20 protein-coding genes are annotated in these 25100 nt (G+C 42.4%); 5 read left to right on the top strand and 15 right to left on the bottom strand.

Going from position 1 to position 25100, the window contains the following annotated elements; all coding sequences use genetic code 11:
• Nucleotides 1-97: 97 nt before the first annotated feature.
• Both DFP82_RS09380 and DFP82_RS09375 read left to right on the top strand, forming a co-directional pair.
• Nucleotides 98-841 carry a M90 family metallopeptidase gene (locus tag DFP82_RS09380; protein ID WP_110923473.1) on the top strand — a complete coding sequence of 248 codons (744 nt, stop codon included), beginning with the start codon at nt 98-100 and terminating at the stop codon, nt 839-841.
• A gap of 77 nt (nt 842-918) precedes the next feature.
• Nucleotides 919-1911: a virulence RhuM family protein/type II toxin-antitoxin system death-on-curing family toxin gene (locus DFP82_RS09375; protein WP_110923472.1), complete on the top strand. Its 993-nt coding sequence runs from the start codon at nt 919-921 to the stop codon at nt 1909-1911.
• Nucleotides 1912-2069: 158 nt separating this feature from the next.
• Here DFP82_RS09375 and DFP82_RS09370 read toward each other — a convergent pair whose 3' ends face one another.
• The 4 genes from DFP82_RS09370 to DFP82_RS09355 all read right to left on the bottom strand — a co-directional run bounded on the left by DFP82_RS09370 (nt 2070) and on the right by DFP82_RS09355 (nt 5534).
• On the bottom strand, nt 2070-2711 hold the full coding sequence (locus tag DFP82_RS09370; protein WP_110923471.1) for a hypothetical protein: 642 nt from the start codon (nt 2709-2711) through the stop codon (nt 2070-2072).
• 303 nt (nt 2712-3014) lie between these two features.
• Nucleotides 3015-3707 carry a glutamine amidotransferase gene (locus DFP82_RS09365; RefSeq protein WP_110923470.1) on the bottom strand — a complete coding sequence of 231 codons (693 nt, stop codon included), beginning with the start codon at nt 3705-3707 and terminating at the stop codon, nt 3015-3017.
• Nucleotides 3708-3862: 155 nt separating this feature from the next.
• The gene (locus DFP82_RS09360; protein WP_110923469.1) at nt 3863-4747 is read right to left on the bottom strand and encodes a dihydrodipicolinate synthase family protein; all 885 of its coding nucleotides are present in this window, start codon (nt 4745-4747) and stop codon (nt 3863-3865) included.
• A 10-nt stretch (nt 4748-4757) separates the two neighbouring features.
• Entirely contained in the window at nt 4758-5534 is a 777-nt protein-coding gene (locus DFP82_RS09355; protein WP_110923468.1) for an aldolase, read from the bottom strand.
• Nucleotides 5535-5697: 163 nt separating this feature from the next.
• Here DFP82_RS09355 and pdxR point away from each other — a divergent pair, with 163 nt between their 5' ends.
• Nucleotides 5698-7161, top strand: coding sequence for a MocR-like pyridoxine biosynthesis transcription factor PdxR (gene pdxR / locus DFP82_RS09350; RefSeq protein WP_110923467.1), 1464 nt, complete (start codon nt 5698-5700; stop codon nt 7159-7161).
• Between the two features lie 22 nt (nt 7162-7183).
• On the opposite strand, the gene DFP82_RS09345 is transcribed toward pdxR, so the two are convergent.
• Together DFP82_RS09345 and DFP82_RS09340 are read right to left on the bottom strand one after the other, a co-directional pair.
• Nucleotides 7184-7819 (bottom strand): hypothetical protein, encoded by a 636-nt coding sequence (locus tag DFP82_RS09345; RefSeq protein ID WP_110923466.1) that lies wholly within the window; start codon nt 7817-7819, stop codon nt 7184-7186.
• A 414-nt stretch (nt 7820-8233) separates the two neighbouring features.
• Entirely contained in the window at nt 8234-8836 is a 603-nt protein-coding gene (locus DFP82_RS09340; RefSeq protein WP_110923465.1) for a short chain dehydrogenase, read from the bottom strand.
• Nucleotides 8837-8925: 89 nt separating this feature from the next.
• Here DFP82_RS09340 and DFP82_RS09335 point away from each other — a divergent pair, with 89 nt between their 5' ends.
• Complete coding sequence (locus tag DFP82_RS09335; protein WP_110923464.1) at nt 8926-9831, top strand: LysR family transcriptional regulator; 906 nt, start codon at nt 8926-8928, stop codon at nt 9829-9831.
• Between the two features lie 58 nt (nt 9832-9889).
• Here DFP82_RS09335 and DFP82_RS14950 read toward each other — a convergent pair whose 3' ends face one another.
• Nucleotides 9890-10084, bottom strand: coding sequence for a DUF2798 domain-containing protein (locus tag DFP82_RS14950; protein WP_110923463.1), 195 nt, complete (start codon nt 10082-10084; stop codon nt 9890-9892).
• A gap of 698 nt (nt 10085-10782) precedes the next feature.
• On the opposite strand from DFP82_RS14950, the gene DFP82_RS09325 reads away from it, so the two are divergent.
• Entirely contained in the window at nt 10783-12057 is a 1275-nt protein-coding gene (locus DFP82_RS09325) for a tyrosine-type recombinase/integrase (RefSeq protein WP_110923462.1), read from the top strand.
• Nucleotides 12058-12165: 108 nt separating this feature from the next.
• Here DFP82_RS09325 and DFP82_RS09320 read toward each other — a convergent pair whose 3' ends face one another.
• The 8 genes from DFP82_RS09320 to DFP82_RS09285 all read right to left on the bottom strand — a co-directional run bounded on the left by DFP82_RS09320 (nt 12166) and on the right by DFP82_RS09285 (nt 25099).
• A complete protein-coding gene (locus DFP82_RS09320) occupies nt 12166-14487 on the bottom strand; it encodes a TonB-dependent receptor (RefSeq protein WP_110923461.1) in 2322 nt (773 codons plus the stop codon).
• 191 nt (nt 14488-14678) lie between these two features.
• A complete protein-coding gene (locus DFP82_RS09315; RefSeq protein WP_110923460.1) occupies nt 14679-15323 on the bottom strand; it encodes an RraA family protein in 645 nt (214 codons plus the stop codon).
• 105 nt (nt 15324-15428) lie between these two features.
• Nucleotides 15429-17522 carry an IucA/IucC family protein gene (locus DFP82_RS09310; protein ID WP_181416286.1) on the bottom strand — a complete coding sequence of 698 codons (2094 nt, stop codon included), beginning with the start codon at nt 17520-17522 and terminating at the stop codon, nt 15429-15431.
• 4 nt (nt 17523-17526) lie between these two features.
• Nucleotides 17527-19491, bottom strand: a complete 1965-nt coding sequence (locus DFP82_RS09305) for an IucA/IucC family protein (RefSeq protein WP_110923458.1) — start codon at nt 19489-19491, stop codon at nt 17527-17529.
• Nucleotides 19492-19611: 120 nt separating this feature from the next.
• Nucleotides 19612-21096, bottom strand: a complete 1485-nt coding sequence (locus tag DFP82_RS09300; RefSeq protein ID WP_110923457.1) for an MFS transporter — start codon at nt 21094-21096, stop codon at nt 19612-19614.
• Nucleotides 21096-21698 carry a GNAT family N-acetyltransferase gene (locus DFP82_RS09295; protein ID WP_110923456.1) on the bottom strand — a complete coding sequence of 201 codons (603 nt, stop codon included), beginning with the start codon at nt 21696-21698 and terminating at the stop codon, nt 21096-21098. Before DFP82_RS09295 ends, DFP82_RS09300 begins: the two co-directional genes overlap by 1 nt.
• A gap of 70 nt (nt 21699-21768) precedes the next feature.
• Nucleotides 21769-23166, bottom strand: a complete 1398-nt coding sequence (locus tag DFP82_RS09290) for a lysine N(6)-hydroxylase/L-ornithine N(5)-oxygenase family protein (protein WP_110923455.1) — start codon at nt 23164-23166, stop codon at nt 21769-21771.
• A gap of 103 nt (nt 23167-23269) precedes the next feature.
• The gene (locus tag DFP82_RS09285) at nt 23270-25099 is read right to left on the bottom strand and encodes an IucA/IucC family protein (RefSeq protein ID WP_110923454.1); all 1830 of its coding nucleotides are present in this window, start codon (nt 25097-25099) and stop codon (nt 23270-23272) included.
• Nucleotide 25100 lies beyond the last annotated feature (1 nt).

Raw genomic sequence — 25100 nt, 5'->3', positions numbered from 1 at the left:
ATATTAATTACAAGTGCGTATTACTAATTACCGCTACAATACTCAGGTTCAGTAATACCAATGTGTGCGAAATATTAAAATAATAGGGGTGGCGTATATGTTTAGCATCATAAGAGATTGGCGTGAGCAGCGCATACTAGATAATAGTGAATTTACCCATGCCGATTGGATGGAGGCAGCTGAGCGTATCGTGATACTCGACAGGTTGAGTGTTGACGAGATGACGCATTTATTCGAGCTCGCGACGTTGTTTTTGGCTGATAAATCCATCACTGGTGCACAAGGTTTTGAGATTACCAATGCTGTCAGGCAGTCTATTGCACTGCAAGCGTGCCTACCAATATTAAACCTAAGTCTCGATTGGTATACTGGCTGGTCATCCATCATCATTTATCCTGGCTCGTACAAAAGTGACAGCACCACGGTAGATGAGTTTGGTATCGTCCACGAAGGCACTCAGCACCGTAGCGGAGAAGCATGGCTGCGAGGGCCTGTTATTCTTTCATGGAAAGATGCCAAACACTCAGGTGAGCGTGATGGACACAATGTTGTCATTCATGAGTTTGTACATAAACTAGACATGATGAATGGGCGTGCCAATGGCTTTCCACCGATGCAACCTGATATGGATCCTGCTCGATGGACACAGATTATGAGCCGCGATTTTGAAAATTTTCAAACACATCGCAGGTCAGGTCTAGATCGTTATGGAGCGACCAATCCTGCTGAATTTTTTGCGGTTCTGAGTGAAGTGTTTTTTGAAACCCCGCAAAAACTGATAGATGCTTATCCGGATATTTATGAGATTATGGTGAAGTTCTTTCGTCAGACGCCGTTATGAGTGATATTTATAGAGATTGTGACAGTAAACTGTATTCAAGACAGCGTAAGCACATATATTAGGATTGGGAAGCTGAGATGATTAACGCTATAAATGACGATACGGCAAAAGTAGAGATCTATGAAAGTGCTGATGGAAAGGCGCAAGTAGATGTACGTTTTGAGCAAGAGACAGTCTGGTTGTCGCAAGCACAAATGACTGAGTTATTTGGTCGTGACCAATCAGTGGTTTCTCGTCATATCGCCAATGCCATAAGAGATGAAGAAATCGATGAAAAAAGCAATATGCAAAAAATGCATATTGCATATTCAGACCGTCCGGTGACTTTTTATGACCTAGAGGTTGTTATATCAGTCGGTTATCGCATCAAATCTCCTCAAGGTGTGCAATTTAGACGTTGGGCAACGCAGCGCTTACGTGAATACTTGGTACAAGGCTATACACTCAATCAACAGCGCTTCGATAAAAACTCTATTGAATTGCAACAAGCGCTAAAACTAATCAAAAAAACCGCACAAAGTCCCGAGCTTAAAACCGACGAAGGACGCGGACTGGTTGAGATTATAAGCCGCTATACGCAGACATTTTTATGGTTGCAGCGCTATGATGAAGGTTTACTGGATAATCCTACAGGACAAGATGGAGGTATCTTACCAAGTACGACTGGGGCTATGGCAGCACTGACTGATTTGAAATATCAGCTGATAGATAGGGGTGAGGCGACTGAATTATTTGCCAAGCCTCGCGGTGACGGTTTAGATAGTGTATTGGGTAACTTAGAGCAAACGGTCTTTGGTGAGCCTGCGTATCCGACTATCGAGAGTAAAGCGGCACATCTACTATATTTTATGGTAAAAAACCATCCTTTTACTGATGGTAATAAACGCAGCGGTGCGTTTCTATTCGTGGATTTTTTACACCGTAATCACCGACTGCTGAATGATAAAGGCGACATGGTCATCAATAATACTGGGCTTGCGGCATTAACCTTATTGGTCGCTGAATCTGACCCCAATCAAAAAGAGACTTTGATTAAATTGATTATGAATATGCTGTCGTTAGAGGGCTAGTAAAAAAGCTTGTCATTAAAAACTATACCAAAAACAAAGTAACATAAGTTGCAAAATATATATTAATATTTGAATATATGGTATTTATAATCAGATGGCGTAGGCTGCCATTTTAAACGCGCCTTACAAAAGTGGTCAGTCAATCGTTTCTATAAACTCTAAACCGTCCATTGGTCATTAATAATCGCCACCAGATAACGTTTTCCTTGATATTCATCAAATACTAGGCGTAGAGCGCGCCAGTCCATTCCAGCGTATTTTTCTGTACCTTTATGATAGAACTCTACAACATCTGATTTTTGATATATGTTGTCTATGTTATTAATCATATTGCCATGAGACTTGTCATTGCTGCTAGGCGTAACGCTATTAAACTTGTTGGCTGCAACCCAAGCATCTAAATATGTTGTTAGTGGCGTGATTAATAGATCGCCAGTGCCGTCTTTTTCGCCCCAAGTGAAGCGAATTTTGGACTGCTGTAGATATTGCGCATATTGTTCACGACTAAAGACTTTGTCAGTCTCTGGACGCACATAAGCATACATGGAAAAGCGAACGCCACGTGTGGGATGAATATCATCAATGATAGCAGCATAGTTTTGATTTGCTAATGCTTGCTGAATATTTGTGGCTTGCTGTATCAGCATCTGTTGGTTGTTTTCCAGTGTAGCGTGACTTTCAGATGAATGACCGCTGTTATGAATATCAGATGTTGTCGCCAAAGATTGGCAACCAGTGATAAATAATACTGGCGTTAAAATCCCAATAGTCGACAGTTTTGAAAAAGAGGCTCTTGTCATAAAAATTTCCTTAAATACGTGATCAAGTATGATTAGACGTTAGCATAAAAATACTGGAACAAGTTAGTAAAGAGAATTTTAATGCTGTTCAGAATATTTATTCAAAACCACTTCAAACCGTTGGTTTGTTTTCGCATAATGTATATTATGTTAAATGATGTCTATTGAGCATTAGATTGATGAATCATTCACTACAAAATATTGCATGGCGTTGTGTTGTATGGTCGTGATAAAAAATATACCGTATTACATCATCACAATCACAACCGCTCAACCAACTTGTTAACCAATCTTTTCATCAACCTACTCAGTGGCGTTAAGCCAATTCAAAAATATTTTTTGTGCTGCTAAAGTGATCGCCGCTCCATATTTTTTAGCCTCATAGCGAATCTGTTTAACATCGATATTCGTGCTATTCAACTCGTGAGCATGGCCGACGAGCCACTGTTCAATATTATCTGGCCGTGCTTCTATATGAAACTGTAGCGCCAATATGTTATTCCCACGTGCAAAAGCTTGATTTGGGCAGATATCCGTTGCTGCCAAAGCGCGACAGCCTTGAGGAATCTCAAACTGATCACCATGCCAGTGCAATACAGGAATGTCTGACAGTCCTATAAGAGGATTACCAGTTGAGTGATGAATTTGCATAGCACCAAACCCAATCTCTTTGCGACCCATAGAGGCGACGTTAGCTCCCAGTAATCGAGCAATGAGCTGTGCGCCTAAACAAATACCCAATAAAGGCTTGTTTGCTTTTAAGCGCTTGTCAATAAATGCCAATTCTGACTTGAGGAATGGGTAAATATCCTCATCGAAAGCACCAATTGGCGCACCAAGAACCACCAATAAATCTGCAGATAGAGGGTCTATCGTATCGAAATCGACAGTAGCAGCATCGATATATTCGATGTGGAAGTTTGAGTTTATGAGTACTTCCTCAAACACGCCAAGGTTTTCAAAATACACATGTCTAATAGCCAAGACATTTTTCATGTTCAATCCTTTATCAAATGATTGAGTGAGTTCGAATAAGCAGACCTAATGCATCAAAATTTACGGACTGTTAAAGCGTAAATAACTGACACAAAAGATCTGATTTGTCGAGTACTAGGGCATATCTCCCGTCTGAACCCTAAACGGTAAATGACCTAAGAAAAACAGCCTAAATCGATTAGCATGCTTTTCAGCTTTTCTTGCTTCAAGGGCGTTAGAGGCAGCAAAGGCTTTCTAGGATGACCGACTTGGATACCCTGTGCAGACATGCCAGCCTTCACTGCAGCAGCCAAACCTGATTGGACAATAAACTCTAAAAACTCGTACTGTTGATAAAACAGTTCTCTAGCTTTTTCGTTATTGCTGTTTTTGATCGCGTCAAACAATTGCTTTGGTTGATCGCCAATCAGGCACGGAGCGATAGTACACCAGCCTACTGCGCCTGCATTGAGTGCCTCTAAAGCCATATGGTTACAGCCGTTAAAGAAAGGCACGCTCCCCTTTGATAATTTATAAATCTTATGCATGCGCTGTATGTCACCGGTGCTTTCTTTAATCCAACGCGCATTTTCGATGCCATCTACCATTTTTAGCATAAACTGAGGAGACATATCCACACCGCAAGTCGCTGGGTTGTTGTATATCATGATAGGAAGCGGTGTGGCATCTGACACACTTTTATAGTGTAAAAATATCTCATCTTCATTCAATTTATAATAAGAGAAAGGAGACAACATGACGACGTCAGCGCCAATTTTGTGAGCATATTTAGCACGCTTCACGGCTTGTGCAGTCGTCAGTTCAGCGATACCAACCACCACGGGTACTTTGCCTGCGACATAGCTGACAGTATGGCTGGCCACACTCTCCCACTCGTCTTCACTCAAATAAGCGGCTTCCCCTGCACTTCCCAAAGCCGCGATTGCATCGACTTTTGCATCAAGTAACGTGTCAATCACTGTTTCGAGTTGCTTAAAATCGACGTTATTATTTTCTGTAAACGGGGTTATCGTATAACCTATAATGCCTGTTAAATTCATTGGTTAATCCTTACATAAAGTCAGTATGGTTTTTGAGTGCTTGTCTTACATAATAGGCGAAGTTCACTTTGTTTCTTCTGTCTGTAGAAACCCAATCGTGCGCTTCTTGTGCCAACTCAGGAGATATTGGTTGAATCTGGCCACTGGCCATTGCCAATAGTTGTAACTTAGCTGCCCGCTCAATGAGTATTGCTAGGTTGCAAGCCTCTTCTATCGTTTCGCCAGCGACCAGTTGTCCATGATGAGCAAGAAACACGGCACGATTGTTGCCCAGCGCATTCGATATGAGCTGCCCTTCTTCATTTCCCACAGGCACCCCTGGCCACTCAGCGACAAAAGAGCAATCGTTGTATAGCGCGCTCGTATCCATGTGAGAGATGATTAACGGCACTTTCAACATGGACAGTGCAGCGATATAAGTAGGATGTGTATGGATAATACAGTTCACTTTTGGATGTTCTTTATATATCCATGTGTGAAAACGGTTGGCAGGATTGGCCATGCCCTGTCCATCTAAAGGCTTGAGGTCTTGATCTACTTCTATCAGATTATCAGCACTGATCTCATCAAACCCTAGTCCAAAGCGCTGAGTTAAAAACGTTCCCTGAGCCTCAGAACGGCAAGTGATTTGTCCTGCCAATCCAGCATCATGACCTTTATCAAACAAAATGCGGCATGTCGCTGCTAGCTTTTGACGATCGGTCAAACCAATGTCTTGGATAAGCGTTTCCATATCGTGCTGGGCTTTTTTCATGAGTGTGTCTTTAGTCATATTCATTGTCGTCATGGATATCTCCTTTAAGTGATGCGTTGACAATGAACACAGATTAGCGATAATCTGGACTAAAACAAAGAGCCAGATATTAAAAACTCACTGGTCCAGATACAATCTACCGTATGGTTCTGACAACATATTCCAGAATAGTCCAGAAAAAGGAGCGACAACGTTTATGCTTTGGGATACTCAATTTACTTTAGAAGATGCGTCGGGTAAGACCCTGCACTTGAAGCTACTAAACTATATAACGCAAGGCATTCAAAGTGGCCGTCTGAATGCAGGGAGAAAGCTGCCAGGCTCCCGTTCTTTAGCAAAGCAATTAGGCATAAACCGTAAAACGGTCCAGCAAGTATACGAAGAACTTGAGGTGCAAGGCTGGCTTGAAAGTAAGTTGAGACAAGGGACTTTTGTCTCTCATGTGCTACCAGAGCATCACTTACTAGAGTCAGATAAAAAATTAATCAGCCCTTTAAAGACAACCAAATCATCGTCTAAACTGACGGAAACGCTATATGAAAATGCGATAGTGTTGTCTGATTATTTATCCATAAAAAATGACGGCATACCCGATGCTCGATTGATTCCTTACGAGCTGTTAGCAAGAACCTATCGCCGAGTATGTATTAGCCTCAGTCGGCACTCCAAGCTTGGCTATGGCGACCCTAGAGGAGCTATTGAACTGCGCTGTTCTGTCCAAAAGATGTTGACGAGCGAAAGATTTATGAATTGCTCTGAACAAGAAATCTGCATTGTCAGAGGCAGTCAAATGGGGATTTATTTAGCATCAAGGATACTTAACCCGCAAGAGGGTGCTATCGTCATGGAAGAATCATGTTACTTGCCAGCACAGGCGGCATTCGAAGCAAGCGGGTTTAAAGTCTTAAAATGCCAGCTGGACGAGCAAGGTTTGAATATCACCCACTTGCGCCACATCCTGTCAAATAATGACGTGGCAGGGGTTTTTGTGACGCCTCATCATCAATATCCCACCACCGTTTGCCTACCGATGCATCGAAGACTCGCTTTGTTAGAGTTATCGAAACTCTATAATTTTGCGGTCATTGAAGATGATTATGATCATGAGTTTCACTATGACACCAACCCTATTCCGCCATTAGCAAGCCTGCACAACTCCGAAAATGTGGTTCACATTGGTTCGATGTCAAAGGTGTTTGCACCAGGGCTAAGATTGGGGTATGTCGTGGCCGATCAGCATTTTATAAAAAGAGCCGCTCAAGAGATCGTGCTTATCGACAGACAAGGCAATACGATTACAGAGCATGTTTTATCTGACTTGATGGAATCTGGAGAAGTAAAAAGGCATATTAGAAAAGTAAGGCAACAATACAAGGAAAGGAGAAATCATGCTGCTAAAGAGTTTCAAAGGATATTTGGTGATCAAATATCCTTTATCTTACCTACGGGAGGATTGGCCATATGGGTAGATATATCGAAACTTTCTAAAGGGGGAAATCTGGCAAATTTTGACAATGATGACTCGACGTTAAATGTTTTTTTTAACAAAACACAAAAAGAGCCATCACATATACGCTTTGGGTTTGGGAGTCTCAATGAATATGAAATCACTCAATCTATTGACAAGATTTTTCAAACACTAAGCGATGTTGAACCGTAAATCTTGTGAGACAAGCCCTAATCTAACGGCTGTAATCACAGGTCACTGAGTTATTTTCTAAGTTAAAAACAGCACCGCTATAACCACCCAACCAATCTACATAGACTTGTTTGAATGAAGGCTTTAAATCGACAAAGTTCTTATTTTTAAAATACAACGTATCGTAAGCGTAATCAGTTTCAGGCTTAAAGAAAATCACAAGCTTGTCGAGGTCATGGTCGCGGTAGGTCGAATTTTTGAAGTAAACACTATAACGCATACTGCCTTCTTCATCTTGCTCTATCTGAATATCATCAATGGCCTTACGGTACTGCTTGGGTATGCTGGACAATGGTTTTAGATAGTATTGGTCTTCAAATGCGGCATTAGAATCATGACCAATAAAAGAAGATTTGAACGCATCAAAGTCTTTTTCACTCGGGCTAGCATCAAAGCCATTATTTTTTGCGCCATCTACAAAACCACAGCTGTCTTCAAAGAATCGCAGAGCTTGAAGCAACTCTTGCTTTGGTTGTTCATGATTACTGATGAGTTGTGTAGGCGCGCTATCGACCTTGGCTGACACAGCTGCACTATTGGCCTTCTGCTCAGTACATCCCGATACGATAAATCCTGCACATAATGTTAGTAATAGTATGTTTTTATTATAAGAAATCAAAATTAATCACCTTAGATAATGTTATGACAGCTGCTTGGCTGATTACGTCCATACGCCATCAGTTAACAGCACTGAGCCGCAAAAAACCAGTGGCATCATACCATCTAACAATAGATAACTGACCAAGTTTACATAAAGGCAATTAAAAATAGACTGCAAATATTCGTTGGTACCCTTGATTAATACTTTGTTGTGGAGCGCATAACGAATTACTCATGTCCAATGGCATAGGAGCAATTCGTTATTCCCTCTAAATAAAATTAAGTAACCTGAATTCTGGATAATAAATCCATCTCAAGCAGCTATTGACACGTAAATTAGCTCTGTTCAATAGACCCTAAAATCTCTGGCTACATAAAGTTTTAAATATCAGATAGTTCAGTTGCTTAGTAAATATCTTAACTAGCGTTCAGGTTAATTAACGTGATCAGGGGCATCAAGTGTTGCGCCATGCATTGAACCCGTTACAGCAGCAACATATGCCTTAGCTGTGTCATCTGCCGACAGGCCACCTTCGGTGTCCATGCCCATCATAGCCATTGTTTCCTTTACAAAAATTGGAGACACAACATTAAGTCGAAAGCTGTCAATTTCAAGTGCCGCTGCTTTAACAAAGCTTTCCAATGCGCCATTAACCATACTAACGGCTGTGCTACCAATCATAGGCTCTCGTGACAATACACCCGAGGTTAACGTTATTGAACCACCGTTGCTAATATAAGCACGTCCCAAGCGTACTAAGTTAACTTGCCCCATTAGCTTGTTGTTAAGTGCTAGTTGATACTCATCATCAGAAAGTTGATCAAAAGATCCAAAGTTTGCAACCCCAGCGGTTGAGATAACCGCATCAACTTGCCCGACTTGTTCAAACATTTTTTTAATTGACTCTGCGCTACCTAAATCTACAATCACATCTGCGTTTGAGTATCCTGCAGCTATAATCTCATCGTTATTTGCTAGGCGTTTAGTTACTGCTTTTCCGATAGTGCCAGAGACACCTATTAATAAAATTTTCATATTGTTTATTCCAGTCTCTTTAAGGTTGAGTAAAGTATAACAATAGACTTATAATTGAAAAACAATCTAAAAACAAAAACACTATTCATATGAAGAGAAAAATAGATATTGTTCGTGCCATAACAACTTTTCAAGTTGTTCTCGATTTGGGCAGTTTTAGCAAGGCAGCGGACCAACTGGGTATTGTTGTTTCTGCGGTTAGCAAGCAGGTATCTGAGCTAGAAAAGCACTTTGGTTGTCAATTGCTTCATCGCACAACGCGTGCGATGAACCTCACTGCAGAAGGTGAGCATTATTTAGAGCAGTTCAATCTGATTGTTGATGCTTTGGAAAACCTTGAGGGTCGAGCTGATATCAATCAGCGCATTATTGCTGGGCACCTTCGAATTAGTGCTCCCCCTAATGCTGAACAACTTGGTATCACTCGTTTAATTGGGGAGTTTTTGCATCAACACCCTGCTGTAAAAATCACGCTTATATTACTAAATCGTTATATTAACCTGGTTGAGGAAGGTATTGATCTTGCTATTCGAGTACATGAATTGTCGGATTCTCGGCTTATCGCGCGAAATTTTACTGAATTAAATGTGTTGTATGTCGCAAGTCCTGATTACTTAGCAAAATACGGTACACCCCAACATCCTAAAGAACTTACAAAATACAACTGTATACTTGATTCCTCAATTCGTACCCCCTGTCGCTGGCGCTACTTTGAAGGTAACAATGAGCGACATGTTAATGTTACAGGAACGATTGAAGTTAATTACGGAAATATTACGGCTGAATACTCAGCCGCAGGTCATGGTATCGCGTTTTTGCCTGATTTTTTAGTGCAGGACTATATTAATAGTGGCCAACTCGTGTCTATTCTTGAACCATTTCATATGCCTGCAACACCAGTTTCATTGGTCTATCCAGCCAATCGCATGCAAAACCCCGTACTGCGTGAAATGGTACAATATTTACTTAACAACAAACCTAAACGTATTATGTAAAGCAGTACAACGGGCTATTACTTTATTACTTCTTTTTAAATATAAAATTTGGTTTACGTCACAATGCCAGTAACTTAAACACATACTTTCTAGCAATAGGAACAAATACAGCAGAAGCATGCATCCACTTATTTAAAAAATTTGCAGTGAATCCTACATTCATAGAAACCATAACAAAGGACATCACAAAACTCATCCCTAAAGAAATAATAAGGCCCATTAAGAGGCCGGCATACTTGGGGTTAATGATCACTTTTTATTCTCCACTTGTATCCCAAAAAATAAAATTAAACGCCTACTCAATAGCGAAATTAACAAATCGGGTTTATGCCCTGTCAATATGTATATTCATAGCATTGGCAATAACTATAAAGTCAGCCTCTTGTACTTCAAATAATCCGCGTCGAAATGGATAACCCCAATACTTTTTATCTTTGATGAAGGTAAGCGACTCAAACGTTACTTAAGTGCATTGAGAATTTAACCATCGAGAATTAATTCATTCTGCAATATCACTCGCTATTTAGCTATCTGTAGCCATGCTTCAGATTTGCACAGAACAGTACTATGACCCTGATTTTTATATTCTGTGCGAGTACAGGAGCATGGATTTTATTGAAAACCCTCTCAACTGCTTACCCAATCGACTGCCTATACCAAAATGACGTTTAATTATCTATCAAAATAACTGGCAAAAATGGTGTGTAGGCTAACAGTGACATGGCTCACCCCCTATTTTGACCATTATGCTATAATCATCCCCAAGTGAACCTTGGGGATGATTAGATATGAAAATCTATTATTTAAAAGGGTTTATAGATTATATATGAAAATACTGGTGTCCATACCAGTGTCCAATAGCTCTCTATGTTTGTAGATAAGAGACTTCTCATGAGTTATAAACCCTGAACCTACCATTCACCTTACTTACTATATTTACGGATACACATCATGGCTGTCGACAATGCAAATGACATTAATAAACTTGAATGCCGAGATAAAGACTATTCCGTCAGCGTCTCAGGTGTGGCTGGTTTAAGTCTTCGTATTTATCCAAATGGTAAAAAGGAATACTACCTGCGATATTCTCATCCGCACATCGATGGCAAACGACCTAGGATGATGTTGGGTAAGATTGAAGACATCAGTCTGCATGAGGTTAAGTATAAAGCAGAGACCATCCTTAATACGGTCGCAAAAGGCTCTGACCCCAAAGCCATTCAGCAAAAAGAGCAAACCAATAAATATGCTCATCTAAAAAACGCACCGTTTTCTGAGATTGCAAAAGCGTGGCGAGATCACAAAACATCAGGTCGCCAGCAAGGCAAATCTAAAAAGCTGTCATTTAGTGAGTCGACCCTCAAGTTCTGGGATTTATGCTTAGGATATATGTGCCAAGAAATTGGCGACTTGAGAATGAACGATATCACCAGCGAGATGATACTAAGCGTGTGTGAGTCTATCCAAAACAATGAGAACCAAGCGACCTTCGTTGGTGCAAGCACTCGGCTATACACTGAAAAAGTGTTTTCATTCGCTGTCGCACGAGGACTGTGTGAGAGAAATGTGGCGATTGATACACGTGGTGAGCTTGCACCTGCCAACTCAGGCAATCATTTGCCAGCCATTACCAAGCCAGATCAATTTGCGACTCTCTTAAAGGATATGTCTGATTTTAGAGGTGCAAGTAAGATTACATTAGAGGCGATGAACTTATTACCTTATGTGTTTGTGCGTAGTATCGATTTACGCTCTATGCGTTGGGATGATATCGATTGGGACAATAATTTGTGGTCATTCTCCCCTATTAAAGGCGAAGGTCGTGATGATATGGTCTCGCATTTAGTCGTACCATTGGCGACACAAGTGATTGCACGTCTAAGAAACATGCAGTCCATCACAGGCCATAAGGAATATGTATTTGCTTCGATGCGCGGTTCAAGCAATGCTTATATTAGTAAAGCCACGTTGGTGCAGGTATTTCATCGGTTGGGATACAAAGATGTGCAATGTGCGCATGGATTTCGGGCATCGGCTAAAACATTGCTGATGGAACAGCCTGAGTTACGTTATTCGGATATCGTCACAGAATTGCAGCTGGGTCATAGAATCAAAGATACGCATGGTGGTGCTTACAATAGACTCGATGAGATAGATATCAGAGTAGATATGATGCAGGATTGGGCAAATTATATAGATGAGCTCCGAAATAACTCTAAAAAGTAATGATGTCGTTTCTACGACGTGTAGGTAGCCGTATTACTGACAATCAAAACATAAAAAACCCTTCACGCTAAATTTTCATAGCGTGAAGGGTTTTTATACGTTCTGCTTTTAGTAATCGACGGTATAGCTTAAACCATAAGTGGTGCCTGCTGCTGGTAAGCGATTCAGGTCTCCGTAAGTGGTTTGATGATAAACCGTTAAATAGTCTTTATTAAGTAGGTTATAAATACCATAACCTACTCGGCCGACTGGCATTTCTACTTGTCCCAACACATCCAATGTCATGTAACCCGTAACTGGCAATGCACTAGAATCAGGGTCTTTTTGTTGATCTTTAGAAGCTCTGTCATCACCGCCAACGGCCAATGCTTGCAGACGTATATTACTGCCTTCATCAAAGTTATACTGAGCAAATGCGGTGCCTTTTAGTGGTGTTAGGCGCACAGCATCTAACTCCAACCAATCGCCATTATAGTCATATTGACCACGAGTATATGCCACACTACCACCTACTTGCCACTGATCGCTAAGGTCATGAGTAAGTGAACCTTCTACGCCATAAACACGCTCGTCAGTATCCACAACCTCGACAGTATAGCTGTCTGTAAAGCGTACTACTTTATCTGATTCGTTATAAAAACCGCTCAAGCGTGCCGCTGTATCACCATGTTTTCCCTGCCAACCAAACTCGTAGTTATTGGTTGCAATCGGTTGAACATTGTCTGAATTAACCACGAAGCCGGCACGCACATCTCGCAGTGCTCGCTGTATATCTGCGGTATCAAGACCTTGTGAAAAATTGGCAAACAATTGATCTTTCGGTGTTATCTGATAGCTGGTACCAAGATTAAAGAGTACTTTGTCATGGTCGGTACTGCCTGCTTCTACCGTTCCTGCTTCATAATTATTTGTAGGATCGTTAGCGTAATACTCTTCCATCATTTGTTCGTAGACCGGTACAAAGGCATCAGTATCCGATGACAGCTTTTGATAACGCACGCCAGCACTGGTATGCCACTTATCGGTCAAATCCACATCTGCATTGACAAAAGCACCCAGTTTATCAATGGTGGTCTCTGGTCCAGCATTATAGGTGAGTCCGTTTGTTTTAGCCGTTAAGCCATTGCTAACATAAAATGCCGTAAAGTCTTGTCCATCGTAGGTTTGCTCGCTGTTTTCACGTTCAAAATCAGCGCCGTAGCTAAATAATGTCTTTTTACCAGCAAGTTCAGTTTCTGTTTGCATGGCGGCACGCAGACCCATGACATCAATTTCCGCTTCTGACTGAGTGATAAAATATGGATTACCATTTGCATAATAAACATAATCATCTTGCTCTGTTACAGCTTTAACGGAAGGGTAAAAACGACCTTTTTCGTTTCTGTAGTAACCAGTCAGGCTTAAGCTAGAACCTGAGCCTACAAAATCATCATCACTATAATTTAAATTTACCGAGCTTTTTTCGGTATAAGGCTGGTTTTCTACGTTGGCGCCATCAATGGCTACTAAAGATGGGCTGGCACCATATAACACGGCTAAACCATCACCGTAGTCTGGGCCGTAGTCAGTATCTTGCTTATCTTTATAATAAGTCACTGCGAGATCAAGACGTTGGGTGTCCGTTAGCTCTACACCTAGGCTACCGTTCACACTTAGTGATTCGGTATCTTGTTGATCCGTTTGGTTGACATCAGGGCTAACTCGGTCGCCTTTGCTATCAAACTTACCACCTTTGGTCTCATAATCAACATCTAAGCGCCCATAAACCCGCTCACCGCCATATCCTAAAGATTGCCCTACGTTATAGCCAAATGAATCTGAATCAAAGTCACGACTGCTACTAACGCCCACTCTGGTTTGTCTAATAGGGCCATAACCCACCAGAGATTTAGTCACAAGGTTAATCAAACCACCTGACGCGCCAGCACCATAGATACTGGTGGCACCCGAAAGCACCTCTACCCGCTCAAGCTGTGACGTATCAATACTGTTGAGCTCACGTGAAAGACTGCGTGAACCGCTTAACGGTACACCATTTAGCAAAAACTGTACTGGGCGGCCATGCATGGTGGTGCCATAGTTACTGGTCGAACCACTACTGGTACCCAAGCTCGGAATCAGCTGTGCCAATACGTCACCAGTGGTACGGTTGCCCGTCGCCTGCATCTGAATCTCGCTTTCAGTAATCACTTGCGTGACGGCTGGCATCTCACTAATCTTCTGAGCCAGTGCAGTACCTGTTCTGGCATTAGCAGTGACTTTAATGGTATCTAAAGTCACATTAGGCGTCTCAGTTGATGCCGCACTCGACGCCAGCTCTGCTGAAGTATCTTCGGCCACAGATGCCGTATTATCATTGGTTTGTGCATATAACTGCTGGCTAATACAGAGGGTAAGAACGGATAGAGCAACTTGATGATGGCTTTTCATATTTACTTCACTTAGTTGGGTCGTCAAATAGTGGTATCAGTTATATTTAGCTAATAATACTGTGTGTACTAACTTTGTGAATAGCATTGTAAATGATAATTGTTTTTATTTCCAGATGAATTTTTACCTTGTTGTAAGTAGTAATATATGCCAATTTTAGGTGCGCTTGAGTCATTCTATTATTAATAACTTCACTGGCTTTCAAACAACTTATCCAACTGATTATTACGGTAAGCCTCAAAAAACATCTGAAACTTCATCTCATCTTTTTTGTGCTTTTTTTGACAATCTGATAATAGCTGCTGCGCGACATCAACAGGTAATATAAACACACCATCATTATCCATCATAGCGATATCGCCTGAACGGATAATCGTTGTCTGCTCACCAAAGCGATAGGCAATATCGGATGCTAGCGTGCCTTGTATGTGATCGCTTTTAAATGTGGTCACAGCACTGATACCTTGTGCAAAGACAGGAAATCCCAATTGTTGAATCTGTACTGAGTCCGTTGCCTGTCCAATGACAATGACGGCGGACAGCTTCTCATAGATAGCCGCGCAAGTTCGCAGTGCTCCCCAACACGCGGTGACGCCCAATACCTGAGCATCAATACATAACACATCATTAGGCGCTGCTTGAATGAGTGCCTGATTGATCACATTCGTGTTGTCAGAGGCTAGCTGGACTGTTAACACTCGGCCTACTATGGTAGCCGTGCAGGGATTCAGCGCTTTAATATCTGGTAAATACCCCTCTCCCGTCAGATGACCAATGGTTGAGGTGCCTATCTCTTTATAAGCATCCATAAGATCGTTAATATCGATGTCATTCATTATATTCTCACTATTGTACTTTTTAGCTTGTGGTTATTGTCTCAATCACTATTGTCTCGATAACTTTTATCGCATTACTAAGCAGCTATTAGTTAGTTAAATGGGCTAGCGGCTTTTCTTAACACGCTTGAACGGATTTGTTGTTTTACCTTCTCCAGCTGGCATACTGCCATGAGGATCAGCGCCACGTGCAATCACAGGCAACAGCAATGTTTTATGCGGATAGTGTGAACTGCTTAATAACTCGTCATGAAGTATCTGACGTTGATCGTCATCAAAATCGATAGTCACCAAGGATTCCTCGATGCTGGTCATTGCCTCGTGCCACAGCGTATCTTCATTAATATGATAGTGCTCAACCAATGACTCGATAATCGCCCGAAGATTAACCAGTAACCCTAGCGACTGTAGATAAAATATTAGCGCTTGCGGCGTCTCGCGATATAGACGGTTTTTAAAATCTGGTGGGCTTAGATATTCAGGATCTGATATTTTATGGCGTGCCAGCCATGGTAGATGAATGCGTACGGAGTCATGGTCACGCAATAACAGACTGGTAAAACGATTGTCTTTTAATACGATAACAATATTTTGCCCGTGCATCTCAGGGGCGAACCCTAGGCGTAAACAGCGCAGTATAGTCCCCAAAAACACATCACAAAGATTCTTAAAGCACGCTATCACAGCGAGTTTTTTGTTCTGTAACGATCTTTCTTGAAAGCTGTCTTGACTACTATTCTGGTTAGTACTATGAACAATCCCGTCAAAAATGTGATGGCTAACACCCTGCTTGTAAACCAACATACCCAAGCTTGCCATCGGTAACAGTTGAATCTTATCGTCACAGAGGTCTTCTGGTAGTTGACGCAGCATCGCGCCTAAATGCGTGGGTTTTTCTTGATAAAATTGCGGATTAATAGCGCTTTTATCATGCAAATGAGACGGAGACATATAACCCCACCATAGGCGCTCATCCCATAACCGTAGCTGTGCTGATAGTACAGGGTCTAACGTTCTTGCCTGCATCAATATGGCTTGGTTTTTTTCACCATTGATCAGCTTGAGGGCTGGCAAGTAGCGCTTTGAGTTCAGTGCGTACACACCTATGGGCAGCTTAATGCTATTTGGCATATCAGCATCAATTAACATACTGCGCATAGATGAGCTGGCATAAGTAATTAGCTCGTCAAACTTGAGGGCGACAACTGTGCCATTGGCCAGATCGTTGGTATACATCTCATCAATCACATGAGTCATTTGCCAAGGGTGTACGGGCATCGCAATGTGCGTATCCGCTATGCCTTTGTCATCTAGCTCTCGCATCAAACTCTGCTGCTGTGTAGTGTCCAAAAGATATTTCGCTGGATTTTGCGTTGTTGTGTCTTGAATATGCTCTGCCACCATGACATGGCTTTTGGCAATGGCGACCCATACCAGCGTAATGGGCTGGTTAAACTCTGCCATATAGCGTTTATATTCTTGTGCAGTAAAGCCCAATTTACCTTTTGCCAATGGATGAAAAGGACGATCCATGAGCGAGGCCCACTGCTCCGCTGCAATCAAGGTTTGATGCCAATGCGTATGCTGACATACTGTAGTCGCGATATTTGCAGTTGCTGATTGTTTCTGAGCTATAAAAGAAGCCTCTAAGCTCTCTTTTAGCTTTAAGACACCGACATCAGACAACGTGGCACTATCCATCATTAATAAAAAGATGTCTAACAAGTGCTGTGCTGAGCTTACTGGCTCGAGCAAAGCGCTATCTACATGATGGCTATTATTAAGGATGCTATTAAGATTGCTGTTAAGACTGACATTAACGTTATATACGACAGGCAGACAAGATTTAGATAATCGCCACTGTGAAGCGTAAGCAGGCTCTACCAATAGTAATAACTGTCTATTTTGGTCAACTTTCATAACCATTAACGGGTTATTTTGGTCAAAAAAATCTTGATACTGCTGTGGTAGTAACTCTAAAAATTGATGCGCATCTTGAGCTTGTGACGTTTGATGATTTGCCAAGTACTCAGTGGTGGTTGTCACTTGAATAAGATGCTCATCCACCCACTGCTCTAATAAGAAACACTCTACCAAATGGCTAATCAGCGACCATTGGATGGCCTCGATATCTGGTTCAGGATTTACATCAAGATGGCTGTTTTGCGCAGAAGTTTGCACAGGAAATAAGGTATGCATCGTCTTACCCCCGACTCTTAAATAGTGGGTTATTGATATATTTAATCGGGAATGCTTTGTCTCCGAATAATCGACGCTTAGCCAATGACTCAATGCGCGTTTGTTCAGCGAATACATCAAACAAGTCGAACCGTACTTGATGCTCTGGATGGGAGGTTTGATAGTCGGTCACGCAGTCAGCAACCTGTTGCCAAAACGCCACTTCAGAATAGTGATAATGCGTCTGCATAAAAATCGCAATGTCTGACAACGCCACAAAAAACAAGCAAGCAACCGTCATATCCCGAATGCCATCTGTATCTTCGGTCTCGATAAATGAGCCTCTATTTAAGGCAGCATGGGCAGGTGGCAAGCTATAAAAGTCTGGACGCAAGTGTTGTTGGGTTAAGTGCTCAGGTGAATAACGAACCCCATCATGCAAATCTTTTAATAATATTTTTACGGGATAGCCATTTTCATGTACCAAGACGATGTTTTGTGCATGGCATTCTAGTGCCACACCATAACCAAATAAGATATGCAATAAAGGGGTGACAGCGACCTTAATCAACTGCGCAATCCATGTCTCTACGCCATATTTATCAAGCCAAGGTGCTATCAGATGCGAGCCATCAGCATTGATATAACTGACACCATTGAGCGGAAATGCGGTTTGACCTTTTGATAGATACTGGTTCACGTTTTCCCGCCAAATAGCAGCTAGCCCGCCATACATATTTGGATGCTGATAGCCACGTGTGCGTAACGCCTCATGGTCTAAACTGACGCCAACGGTCTCACCTAAAAACGCAATGGGTAATGCTTGGGCTGTCTTATCTTCTGCAATCAGTTGATTTAACCAAGTGGTGACAACAGCCGCATTCATCACGGTATGCTTTGCCAATATTCGCGTGCTTGAGGTATTAATCAGGTGCATACTCAGCTTTAAGTAAGCTTTATTATTACTGACGTCATTATCACCGTTAACATTGCCATCAGCATTACCAAGCATCGTCAATGAGCGAATAGACTGCTGAGCGCGGTACTGATGACCTGCACTACCTAAGTAGATAACTTCTTGCGTGGCAAGCAATGGCTGTAACGCTTGAATCAAGGTGTTTTGCCATTGCCAAGGATGCGCAGGTATCAGGCAATAATTATTAGCCGTCTCGTCTACTTCATGACTAGCTGTACCTTCGTCTTGCTTATTTGTGATTGTAAGTACTTCTGTGAGTTTAGTATTGAGTGCATCAAATTCATCAGCACCTACATAATCTTTCACCCATTCATTTATATCGATACCAGTAGTGGTATTACTCACCAGTAGCTGTTTTTTGACCGCTAACCACACCACATCGATGTTTTGATCAAACTCTGGGCCATAGTCATAGTTATCTTGTAAATCAAAACCGATACGAGATTTAAAGCACGGATGATAAGGATGCCCTGCCGTCAAATAACCTTCGAGTTGCTCATAAGTGAGTTTATTAATAGCTACAGGCACATTAGAAGCCAGTATCTGAGACTGTGTTTCGTTCACTAAGGTATGACGCAGCTCTTTGATAAAGCTGTCTTTGAGTTCTGCACCTTCAATGTTGAGCAAGATGTCACTGATCACATGCTCAAGAATGGCGTCTTGGGCAACACCATTAACCACTCGCTGCACATTTAACTCATTCAAACGAATGATGTCAAAACTGTAATGAATATAGCCTTGCGCGGTATAACAGACATCACCATCTACTTTGATAATAAAATTCAGCAGAGTCTCACTATCAGCACTGTCATTAGCGGTGTTCGCACTTTCAGATTCAAAATCAATGATATTTTCATATAACAATGCTTGTAGCAATTGCTTAATCACTCGTTGCTCAGCGCGTGCCATGATTTTAGAATCGACAGGTGCTTGCCACGGTTTAGTCGCATAAGTGACGTCAGTACTGTGATTGCTATTATTGTTTTTGGTAGAGTTTGCTAGATTATTGGACATAGATATAAGCTTCCTGTCTGGAAATTGAATCAAATAAAAGTATGAATTTAGATGCATTTAAAGCGAATGATAATTATTTACTTTAATAAGTTAAAGTAAACCCCGATACGGGGTATTTGTTTATGGGGATCGTGGTAATTTGCACGCTGAAGGAATCGTGAATAATAAAATCACCGCGATGACTACCAGTATTTCTTGGATGGCGCTTGCCATGCCGTCACTACTACCTGCTGCTAATAACTGCGCACTTCGACTGCCTATATAAAGGGTGGACAGCGTGATAAATATGGTAGAGATGATGCGGCGACTGATGTTATTAAGGGCAGCTCCCTCAGTGACCGAGTCTTTGGGTAAGCTGCTAAACCCAACGGTCGTGGTTGGTAGGTATGCTAGACCCACTCCGACACCTCGCATACTCATAATCAACATTAATAGCCAAAGCGTGGGCTGATACAAGCACCATGCCAGCATCAAGGTAGACAGCGCACTAATCGCAATTCCTACGATGCCAATCCCTCTGGCACCTTGCTTATCTACCATCTTGCCAGCGTAATGCGTGGTGATACTGGCCACGAGGGTCGCGACCATTAGGACAACGCCTGTCCATAAAGCACTCTCGCCCATCACGTCTTGTATCAATACGGGCAATAGTAAGAGACACAGCATCAAACCAACTGTTTGGCTAATACTAATGATATTACTGTGCAAATAGGTTTTATTACGGAACAAGCGCACGTTCAATAACGGATGACGCTGCCGCCGCTCATATGCCCACCAAACCATTGCGGACAGTAAAAATCCGACAGACAGTAAACCCAACGTGGCTATCTTTAATAAGCCCTCACTGCTGAACAATCCACCAGTGAAGTCTATCTTCAGCGTGCTCAGCCAAACCATCATCGCGAGCAGCCAAGTTAGTAAGCTGACAAACCCGATGATATCGAAAGGGCTCTTTTTGTCATATGAGCGCATATCAGGTATTAGTCGCCATACCATCGCCATGACCGCCACACTGAGTGGTAACGTAATGGCAAACAGTGTCCACCACGCAAACTGCTCAACCAAATAAGCACCGACCAAAGGGCCAAACGCTAATGACATCATAATAACAATGCCCCATAGCGCCATTACTCTGCCGTGCTGCTGCTGCGGATAAATCTGATACAGCATACCAATAGACAATGGAATGATCAGACCGCCACTCAGTCCTTGTATGGCTCTGGCAATGATGACAAAGCTCATACTATAGGCTAGCATGCCAATGACTGAGCCCAACATAAATCCAAAAATTGCCGACAAATAAACATGCTTAAAAGGAAATTTTTTGTTTAAATAGCCGCTTAGCATCAGCCCCACACTCATGGCCAATACATAAGCATTTAGCACCCAGCCGCCCATCACGATATCGACATCAAACACCGACATAAAGACAGGAATCGCTGGATTGAGCGCGCTATTACTAAAGCTGACCACCGTACCGCCGAGCAGTAGTGTCAGTAACACCTGCTGTATCTGTTTGTTGCTCAAGCCATTACCACTACTATTCGAGGCTTCGTTTATAGGCGACTCATTGGTAGATGTCTTATTTATAAGTGCTTTGCTCATTAAGCAGTGGCACCATAAAAGCTGAGATAACCTCTAGATTCTAAAAACTCATCGCGATTGCAAAAATACAAGGCGGCGGTCTTTTCTGGCATCTCAATCAGGCGTTGTACTCTATAGGCAAAGCTATCGGCCACCCACTGATACACCTCAACCTTGCTATCAGGCTCACCCACGATTTTTTTGGCCTCAGTATGCTCAAATATAAACTTGCTGATCATCAGGCCTGTTGGTTTTAGGTAGCCTTTGCCAACCACCGCTGGATCGCCAAGCAAAATATGCCAGCCCATGTCCGTCTCTTTAGCTTTGTAATAATGAGATAACCGGTCACGAGCCGTCTCATAAATCTCTGTATAGCCAATCGGCTTACCATCACAAAGTATGAGGTAGAGACGCTGATGGTCATCGGCCAGCATTTTTTCAAAATGGGTTTTTAGCTGCGGCATCGGGAGATGTAGCTGCCACTGATCGACCACATGCTCAGCATGCATCCATTTATACAGCAATGGCATATCATCTGGGTAGCTGACAGGTCTCAACGCAAACGTCTTTTGATAAGCCTCAATGCTAAACGTATCGGGTAGGTTTTGGGTGATGGTCGGCATGACTGACTCCTGATTGTTATACAGTTATGTGATTAATAGGATTTTTATGAAATACGAGTCTTATAAAACACTACGCGCCAAATTTTTGAAATACTTTTAAGGCGTCAGTGTCGTAGGTCTGCTCACCTGTTAACTGATTGATGATACATCCTGCTCGATAAGCACCCAGCCCCAAGTCTGGTGCGCCAACGCCATGAGTATGGACCTCTTGGTTTTGTACAAAAATATTGCCATCAGTCGCGATGTCTTTTTGATCCGTCAGCACATATTTCAGTGCATAGTCTCTATCAATGACTGGCTGATCAAACTCATCGTGCGCGATGCTAGGCAGTATCGTGTTTAAACACTCAGGCAGACCGTAACGATAGCCTGTACCAGCAATCACACAGTCATACTCAGCAGTAAAATCTTGATTCTGTTCACGCTGTCTACCTACCAGTTTTATGGTGTCTGTCGGCTCTGGCACTTCTAGCATTGTTGTCAGAGTAGCCTCAACCACTTCACAGTTGGATAGCAACGTCGAATACAAATCTTGATTGGTAATACTACGCTCATAGAGACGGTGATAAATATCGCGTATGGTCTCAAAGCCCATGCCTTTATAGAGCAGGTCTTGCTTGGCAATAACTTGTGGCTTGGTTGCTGAGTCTAAATCATAAAAGTAATCTGTATACGCCGGGCTAAAATGCTCTAAACCTAATGGGGAGTATTCCATGGGGAAAAATCCTGCCGAGCGAGTCATCCAATCTAGCTGAAACTTAGGGTTGTCATTAGTACTATCATCGCCATCAAACTGCTGATCAAACAGCGTTCGATAGACCTCTGCTGAGGACTGCCCAGATCCCAGTACCAATACTTTAGTCAGCTTGTTGTCTGTCTTGGTGCTATTCAGATCAAGGCTACTAACATTATTGAGGCTGTCCAAGTCAAAATTATCTGCAAAATGGGCGGTGTGCATACAGCGGTTAGGCGCTTGTTTGGCAATGTCCTGCAATGATGGTGGTAGCGTGGCCTGTGTGCCCGTCCCTATAACTAAATTTTTAGCATGATAGGTGTTTTGCATGCCCTGCTCACAGACGGTCACCACAAATCCATCATTGCTATCGTCAAACGCCACGTCTATCACTGCCGCATCAAAATTCAGACTATCCAGTTGCCCTGCTACCCATTGGCAATAGTGATTGTATTCTTTACGATAAATTTTAAACTCTTCTAAAAAGTAAAACTTGAGCAATCGGTGCTGAGTATGCAAATAATTCAAAAAAGAATACGGACTGGTTGGGTCTATCATCGTCACCAAGTCTGCCATAAAAGGCACTTGCAGTGTGGTGTTTGGCAATATCATGCCTTTATGCCAGTTAAACTCAGCTTTTTGCTCAAAAAACTTGGCGGTTACGTCGGTCTTTGTCAGTAATGCCGCCAAACTTAAATTAAACGGCCCTACGCCAATACCAATAATATCTAACACGGTCGCCCCTTAGTGATTTGGTGGTCACGTTAATTCTGCTGCTAGTTCTTGTCGAACCCTAACTTTTATCGTGTGCTAATCTTTGCCGTCTCAATATGACTTGCTACGTCATCATGGGGTTTGGGATATCGACATAAATAGACTGGGTTTCAACAGGTGCGGTCAGCTCATCGAGTGCATAGAGTCTGGTGAGTAGATTGCCCTTAAACGGTAATGTAGGACTACGCAATAACAAGTCAAATAACGAACGATGCGGGTATTGTTGCTCTAACGCCATTAGACATTCTTTAAACGTCGTGATTAATGTCTCCTCACTCACAAGCTGAGTACGAGCAATAGCAGTAATAAGACCAAATATACTGTTGCCAACTAGATAGTAGGCAAAGCGTGAGTCAGCAAAGTCTTCTGGAATGACACACTCTCCTTCGCTAATCAGCTCGGGATAAGTGTCAATGAGCGGCGTGGCATACTCTGCAATATAGCCAAAGCCTTGATTGTCTCTGGCCCAAAACTTAGTAGGATAGCCGTCTTTTAGCTCGATGAGACTGTTTTGCTGATGTACCTCAAAACCAATACCATGCTGATAATACATATGAACCAGCGGTATAAAACCAACTTGCAAATAAGTGTCAAACCACTGGACAGCCACCTGTTCTAAAGGTTCATCTGTCTGTTTATGGATAGACTTAAACAGTGTCTCTAAGCGATTGGTAAGACGGGTTGGATGGTCTTGGCTTAAGCTGGCAAGATTGGTGACTTGCGTATCCTCTGTAAAAGGGTTGTCACGTAAGATACAAATGGTCTCATCAATAATTTTTCCATCCACACTTAAGGCAATCCAAGCAGGGTCATTCAATACGGCAATCGTAGGATACTCGGTCTTGAGCTGAGTACCATAGTCGCTACGCCAGATTCGGCAGGCATGCATACCGCGTTTACATTCTTTGGGCAGGTTAATCCGCACCGAATTGGTAATCGCCACAGACAACGACAGTTTAAACATCCAAGGCGCATCAAAGGCAGCCAGTGTGCGTACTGATGTCGTTGGATGCAAATGCCACCCGAGCTCGCCCAAATCAAACAATTGACCTTGTTCTAGCAGCTTTTGATACCATGGCTGCTGCTGCAAAAACCTTGCTTGCCAAGGGTGCAATGGCAACAGCTTATAGTCTGGATACTCATCCACAAGTTGCTGCTGATAGCCACTCATATCAGCTTGTAACTTTGATTTGAGCGCTGTGGTAATGCTGTCGCCATCTACGAATTCTTCTGTAATGCAGCTGGGGTGCACTAGCCAATAATGCAGCTGGGTTTTGCTATTGGTCTCGGGCGCATACTTCGCCCACTCGGCACCATAAAAACCAGCACGGCCTTTGGGTGTAGGGTGCATAGCATGACCGTAAATAAGGTTTTGTTCGGTTTGAATAAAATCTTGCTGATAGTCAATGATGTCATCAATCTCATCATTGCGATGCTCTAAGATAATCTGTAGCCCCTCATAACTTTCAATCCAGCGCTTTAATACGCCATTGGCATCTAGCGTCGCTTTATCTTTATAACGATGCACAATGTCTTCAATAATCAAAGATGCTAGGCTCATAGCAGAGGATTTTATCCATCGGCTATTTTGCAAAGGGTCGTCCAGTTGCGTGTCTAATGTTGAGTCTGATCGTATGCTTACCTGCTTATTCAATATAAGCGGCGTGCCCGCCAAACGATGCTGACCCAATTGGCTCACTCTATCGACAGGTACGACCATTACCGTGTTCGAAGGCAATAGCATTAGCACTAATAGAGGCTTATTTTGTGAGGCCTGCTTCTGTATATCATCCTGCTGCTCTACGGCAATAATATCGCCGTGCCCAGTTTCAAAACAGTAAGCATTGATTAGATTTTGTAGTGTAAGTCGATCAAGCGTTTTGTGCTGCATCATG

The organism is Psychrobacter fozii (assembly GCF_003217155.1).
GTDB lineage: Bacteria > Pseudomonadota > Gammaproteobacteria > Pseudomonadales > Moraxellaceae > Psychrobacter > Psychrobacter fozii.
This window is presented reverse-complemented; position numbering and strand designations above follow the sequence as displayed.

Excerpts from the sequence above, each read along its gene's own strand:
- DFP82_RS09380 (WP_110923473.1), top strand. The coding sequence starts at position 98 with ATGTTTAGCATCATAAGAGATTGGCGTGAGCAGCGCATACTAGATAAT.
- DFP82_RS09375 (WP_110923472.1), top strand. The coding sequence starts at position 919 with ATGATTAACGCTATAAATGACGATACGGCAAAAGTAGAGATCTATGAA.
- DFP82_RS09370 (WP_110923471.1), bottom strand. The coding sequence starts at position 2,711 with ATGACAAGAGCCTCTTTTTCAAAACTGTCGACTATTGGGATTTTAACG.
- DFP82_RS09365 (WP_110923470.1), bottom strand. The coding sequence starts at position 3,707 with ATGAAAAATGTCTTGGCTATTAGACATGTGTATTTTGAAAACCTTGGC.
- DFP82_RS09360 (WP_110923469.1), bottom strand. The coding sequence starts at position 4,747 with ATGAATTTAACAGGCATTATAGGTTATACGATAACCCCGTTTACAGAA.
- DFP82_RS09355 (WP_110923468.1), bottom strand. The coding sequence starts at position 5,534 with ATGACGACAATGAATATGACTAAAGACACACTCATGAAAAAAGCCCAG.
- pdxR (WP_110923467.1), top strand. The coding sequence starts at position 5,698 with ATGCTTTGGGATACTCAATTTACTTTAGAAGATGCGTCGGGTAAGACC.
- DFP82_RS09340 (WP_110923465.1), bottom strand. The coding sequence starts at position 8,836 with ATGAAAATTTTATTAATAGGTGTCTCTGGCACTATCGGAAAAGCAGTA.
- DFP82_RS09335 (WP_110923464.1), top strand. The coding sequence starts at position 8,926 with ATGAAGAGAAAAATAGATATTGTTCGTGCCATAACAACTTTTCAAGTT.
- DFP82_RS09325 (WP_110923462.1), top strand. The coding sequence starts at position 10,783 with ATGGCTGTCGACAATGCAAATGACATTAATAAACTTGAATGCCGAGAT.
- DFP82_RS09320 (WP_110923461.1), bottom strand. The coding sequence starts at position 14,487 with ATGAAAAGCCATCATCAAGTTGCTCTATCCGTTCTTACCCTCTGTATT.
- DFP82_RS09315 (WP_110923460.1), bottom strand. The coding sequence starts at position 15,323 with ATGAATGACATCGATATTAACGATCTTATGGATGCTTATAAAGAGATA.
- DFP82_RS09310 (WP_181416286.1), bottom strand. The coding sequence starts at position 17,522 with ATGCATACCTTATTTCCTGTGCAAACTTCTGCGCAAAACAGCCATCTT.
- DFP82_RS09305 (WP_110923458.1), bottom strand. The coding sequence starts at position 19,491 with ATGTCCAATAATCTAGCAAACTCTACCAAAAACAATAATAGCAATCAC.
- DFP82_RS09300 (WP_110923457.1), bottom strand. The coding sequence starts at position 21,096 with ATGAGCAAAGCACTTATAAATAAGACATCTACCAATGAGTCGCCTATA.
- DFP82_RS09295 (WP_110923456.1), bottom strand. The coding sequence starts at position 21,698 with ATGCCGACCATCACCCAAAACCTACCCGATACGTTTAGCATTGAGGCT.
- DFP82_RS09285 (WP_110923454.1), bottom strand. The coding sequence starts at position 25,099 with ATGATGCAGCACAAAACGCTTGATCGACTTACACTACAAAATCTAATC.